The organism is uncultured Cardiobacterium sp. (genome assembly GCF_938028185.1).
Lineage (GTDB): Bacteria > Pseudomonadota > Gammaproteobacteria > Cardiobacteriales > Cardiobacteriaceae > Cardiobacterium.
In genome coordinates, this window is sequence record NZ_CALJAH010000290.1 from 1 (window position 1) to 3,236 (window position 3,236).

At 61.6% G+C, this 3,236-nt stretch carries 2 protein-coding genes and 1 pseudogene; 2 read left to right on the plus strand and 1 reads right to left on the minus strand.

The genetic code is table 11. The annotated features are described in order from the left end of the window. Nucleotides 1-635: 635 nt before the first annotated feature. Nucleotides 636-815 (minus strand): hypothetical protein, encoded by a 180-nt coding sequence (locus tag Q0349_RS08555; RefSeq protein WP_298080446.1) that lies wholly within the window; start codon nucleotides 813-815, stop codon nucleotides 636-638. A 9-nt stretch (nucleotides 816-824) separates the two neighbouring features. Between Q0349_RS08555 and Q0349_RS08560 the strand changes: the two genes are divergently transcribed. Beyond that, a complete protein-coding gene (locus Q0349_RS08560; RefSeq protein WP_298080447.1) occupies nucleotides 825-2,675 on the plus strand; it encodes an MFS transporter in 1,851 nt (616 codons plus the stop codon). 22 nt (nucleotides 2,676-2,697) lie between these two features. Next, nucleotides 2,698-3,236: pseudogene (gene ligA / locus Q0349_RS08565) on the plus strand (NAD-dependent DNA ligase LigA); the annotation flags it as partial.

Here is a 3,236-nt window from a genome sequence, read left to right on the forward strand (position 1 = left end):
TTGCCGTCCGCCTTGCCGTAGCTTTTGCCCGGCGCGCCCCGGAATTTTTTCCCCGGCTTGGTTTTCGGTTTGCTGGTGATTTTCGGCTCCAGCCCGGCGATGCGGTGTTCTTCGATTTTCCGCTCCAGGTAGCGCGTAGGGGCGGTTAGGACGAAGTCCGTAACCGCCCGAACCATAGCAGTGGGTCATAACACGATGATTTTGTTCGCAGGTTGGGTTAGCGAGACACAAGCAACCGGAACAGCTCGCATAGCGACCATTCGTAGGGTGTAGCTCACAAAATCGTCGCCACGCAACCGCATTGACTTGGGCGTGTTTACGGCTGAATGGTATAGCCATCCACCGAAAGTTTCAGACAAGGCCTTGCAGGTGAATGGCAAGCAGCCGCTGCCGCTGCGCATTATTTTGGCAACGCTGCCGTGCGGGCAACCTGCCGTCGTGCTTGAATATTTTTCCGGCGCCCGCGGTCATCCCCGCCCTTGTCCACATTTTTTGGGGATAACCGCCTGTCGGGCGCGCTGCCGTTGCCCGTCGCCACATGGGAAAGTTATGCACAAATGCCGTGCTGGCGCGATGCAGGCGGATGCAAGCGGAAAAAGCGCTTTGTTTACCGCAATCTCTGTTAGTTTGTTGTTTTATAGTGTGTTTTTCTCGCGCGACTGGGGGCGACCCTCGTCGTAACGGGCGGGAAATATCAGGTTTTTCGGCAAAATGCGCGAGTTATGCACCAAGTTATCCACCGTGGCAGTCATCGCGCCAATCATCGCCCCCTCCGCCGCCGCATTCGGCGATAATGCCGCCTTTCCCATTCGCAAAGGAATCCCATGCTCCTCTTTAGCCGCCGCTTTTTGCCGTTTTTCATCACCCAGTTTTTCGGCGCGTTTACCGACAACCTCTACAAAAACGCGCTGCTGGTCTATCTCACCCTGCACCTCTCCGACAGCAAAACGCTCAGCCTCTACACCAACCTGAGCATGGCGCTGTTCATCTTCCCGATGTTCCTCTTTTCCGCCTGGTCGGGGCTGCTCGCCGACCGCTTCGAGAAGCGCTTTCTCATCATCCGTATCAAGTGGCTGGAGGTGTTCATCATGGTGGTCGGCATCCTCGCCTTTGTCTGCGACCTCATCCCGCTGATGGTGCTGGTATTGTGCCTGCTCGGCCTGCAATCGACCTTCTTCGGCCCGGTGAAATACGGCATCCTGCCGGAGCGGCTCAATGAAGACGAGCTGATGCTCGGCAATGGCCTGGTGGAGGCGGGGACGTTCCTCGCCATCCTCGGCGGCACGCTGGTCGGCGCGTCGCTGGTCGCGCGTGAATCGCTCTACCCGTGGCTGTTCGCGGCGATGGCGGCATCGGTCGGCATCGGCGTTGCCGCCGCCTACGCCATTCCCGCGTATCAGGGTGAGACCGACCGCCACGCGCTGCCGCCGTTCCAGCCGTGGCGGCAGACGACGACGCTGCTCGCCTACACCGCGCGGCAGAAGACGATTTTCCAGTGCATCCTTGCCATTTCCTGGTTCTGGCTGCTCGGCGGTGCGCTGCTGACGCAAATCCCGCAATACACGAAGGAAATTCTGAACAGCGACCCGACCGTGACCACCTACCTGCTGGTGCTGTTTTCCGTTGGCATCGGCATCGGCTCGCTCTTAAGCAACCTGCTCGCGCGCGGGCGGATTGAGGCGGGGTTGGTGCCGGTCGGCGCCTTTATCCTCGCTGCCGGGCTTGCGGGCGTCATCCTCATTCAAGGCAATCCCGCCATCAGCGCGCCGCAAACGCTGGCCGCCTTCGCCCACGACCCGCGCTTCATCCCCACCACCCTCGCCTTCTTCGCCATCGCCTTTGGCGGCGGCATCTACGCCGTGCCGCTCTACGCCATCATCCAGCACCGCGCCGAAAGCGGCCACAAATCGCAAGTCATCGCGGCGAACAACATCATCAACGCGCTCTTCCTCGTCATCGTCAGCCTGCTCGGCGTGCTGGTGCTGGGCGTACTCGGCTGGAGTATGCAGGCGCTGTTTGCGCTGCTGCTCGGCCTGCACCTTGCCATCTCGCTCTACATCTTTACCGTCGTCCCCGAATTCATCATGCGCTGCCTGGTCATCTGCATCATCGCCTGCTGCTACCGCCTGCGTGTTGATGGGCGCGACAATGTGCCGAAAACCGGCGCGGCCTATATCGCCTGCAACCACCTGAGCTACATGGACGCGCTGATTCTCATGGTCGCCATCCGCCGCCCGGTGCGCTTCATCATGTATTACAAGATTTTCCAAATCCCGGTACTGCGCTACATCTTCAAAAGCGCAGGCGCATTCCCCATCGCCGGACAGCGCGAAGACCGCGCACTCTTCCTCGCCTCCTTTGAACACGTGCACAACGCCATTGGCAAGGGCGACCTCATCGGCATCTTCCCCGAAGGCGAACTCTCTCGCGACGGCAATCTCGGCGAATACAAACGCGGCATCGAGCGGATGCTGGCGCGCGACCCGGCACCGGTGATTCCGGTCGCCATTAACAACCTCTGGGGCAGCCTCTTTTCCCGCAGCGGCGGGCTGATGAAAGGCGGGCCGCGCAAATGGTTCGCGCGCATCACCGTCCGCATCGGCACGCCACTGCCGCCACAAACCACCGCCGCCGAACTGCGTGAGGCAACGCAGCGGCTGCTTGACCGTAACTGAATCCCCCGTGAGCGATAACCCCATGACCGACACCGACCGCATCACCGCCCTGCGCGCCGAAATCCGCGCGCACGACCACGCCTACTATATCCTTGATAACCCGCGCATTGCCGACGCCGAATACGACGCGCTGATGCGCGAGTTGCGCGCGCTGGAAGCAGCCAGCGGCGCCCCCGTCCCCGCCGATTCGCCGACCCGCCGCGTTGGCGGCAAGGCCGATGGCGCTTTTGCCCCGGTGGCGCACGACGTGCCGATGCTGTCGCTGGATAACGTCTTCAGCGAAGAGGAATTTGCCGCTTTCGTCAAGCGCTTGCAGGAGCGGCTTGACCATGATGAGCTGCTGCTGTCCGCCGAGCCGAAGTTCGACGGCCTTGCCATCAGCCTGCGTTATGAAAATGGTGTCCTCACCCGCGCGGCGACCCGTGGCGACGGCGCGACCGGCGAGGACGTCACCGCCAATGTGCGCACCATCCGCGCCATCCCGCTGCGCCTGCTCGACGACGCGCCGCCTGCGGTTATCGACATCCGTGGCGAGGTGTATATGCCCAAAGCCGCCTTTGC

What these genes read in the sequence shown, in the direction of transcription:
- Q0349_RS08560 (WP_298080447.1), top strand. Translation starts at nt 825, where the DNA reads ATGCTCCTCTTTAGCCGCCGCTTTTTGCCGTTTTTCATCACCCAGTTT.